Here is a 1,211-nt window from a genome sequence, read left to right as displayed (position 1 = left end):
CCCCTGCGCCGCGCCCGCATCCTCAACGCCTTCCTGCGGATCGCCGAGGACCGCATCGACGAGCTCGCCGCCCTCATCACCGCCGAGCACGGCAAGGTGCTCTCGGACGCCAAGGGCGAGATCCAGCGCGGGCTCGAGGTGGTGGAGTTCGCGACCGCTGCGCCGCAGCTCCTCAAGGGCGAGGTGACGGAGAACGTCGGCACCCGCGTCGACAGCCACTCCCTGCGCCAGCCGCTCGGCGTGGTCGCCGGCATCACGCCGTTCAACTTCCCCGTCATGGTGCCGATGTGGATGTTTCCCGTCGCGCTCGCCTGCGGCAACTGCTTCGTCCTGAAGCCTTCCGAGCGCGACCCGTCCCCCGCCCTGCTGGTGGCCGCCTGGCTCAAGGAGGCGGGCCTGCCCGACGGCGTGTTCAACGTGGTCCACGGCGACAAGGCGGCGGTGGACGCCCTCCTGCACCATCCCGACATCGCCGCCGTCAGCTTCGTCGGCTCGACCCCGATCGCCCGCTACATCTACGCCACGGCCACCGCCCAGGGTAAGCGCGCCCAGTGCCTCGGCGGCGCCAAGAACCACATGATCATCATGCCCGACGCCGACCTCGACCAGGCGGTGGACGCCCTGATGGGCGCGGCCTACGGCTCGGCCGGCGAGCGCTGCATGGCGATCTCGGTGGCGGTGCCGGTGGGCGAGCGGACCGCCGACGCGCTGATCGAGCGGCTGATCCCGAAGGTGCGCGCCCTCAAGGTCGGCCCCGGCACCGACCCGGACTCCGAGATGGGTCCGCTGGTGACGCGCCAGCACTACGAGAAGGTGCGCGGCTACATCGACCGGGGCGTGGCCGAGGGCGCCGAGCTCCTGGTCGACGGGCGCGACCTCAAGCTCCAGGGTTACGAGGCGGGCTACTTCGTCGGCGGCTCGCTGTTCGACCGGGTGACGCCCGACATGACGATCTACAAGGAGGAGATCTTCGGCCCCGTCCTCGCCGTCACCCGGGCACCCGACTACGCCACCGCCGCGCGCCTCATCAACGAGCACGAGTTCGGCAACGGCACCGCGATCTTCACCCGCGACGGCGACGCGGCGCGCGAGTTCGCCCATGCGATCGAGGTCGGCATGGTCGGCATCAACGTGCCGATCCCGGTGCCGATGGCCTTCCACTCCTTCGGCGGCTGGAAGGCCTCGCTCTTCGGCGACCACCACATGCACGG

General features: G+C 70.9%; 1 protein-coding gene. It reads left to right on the top strand.

All coding sequences use genetic code 11. The features are described from left to right. A partial coding sequence (locus E4V01_RS25345; RefSeq protein WP_135300294.1) for a CoA-acylating methylmalonate-semialdehyde dehydrogenase occupies window positions 1-1,211 on the top strand: 1,211 nt, incomplete at both ends.

The organism is Methylorubrum sp. Q1 (genome assembly GCF_004683995.1).
GTDB lineage: Bacteria > Pseudomonadota > Alphaproteobacteria > Rhizobiales > Beijerinckiaceae > Methylobacterium.
The sequence above is the reverse complement of the archived record's forward strand: the minus strand, read 5'-3'. Positions and strand labels throughout refer to the sequence as shown.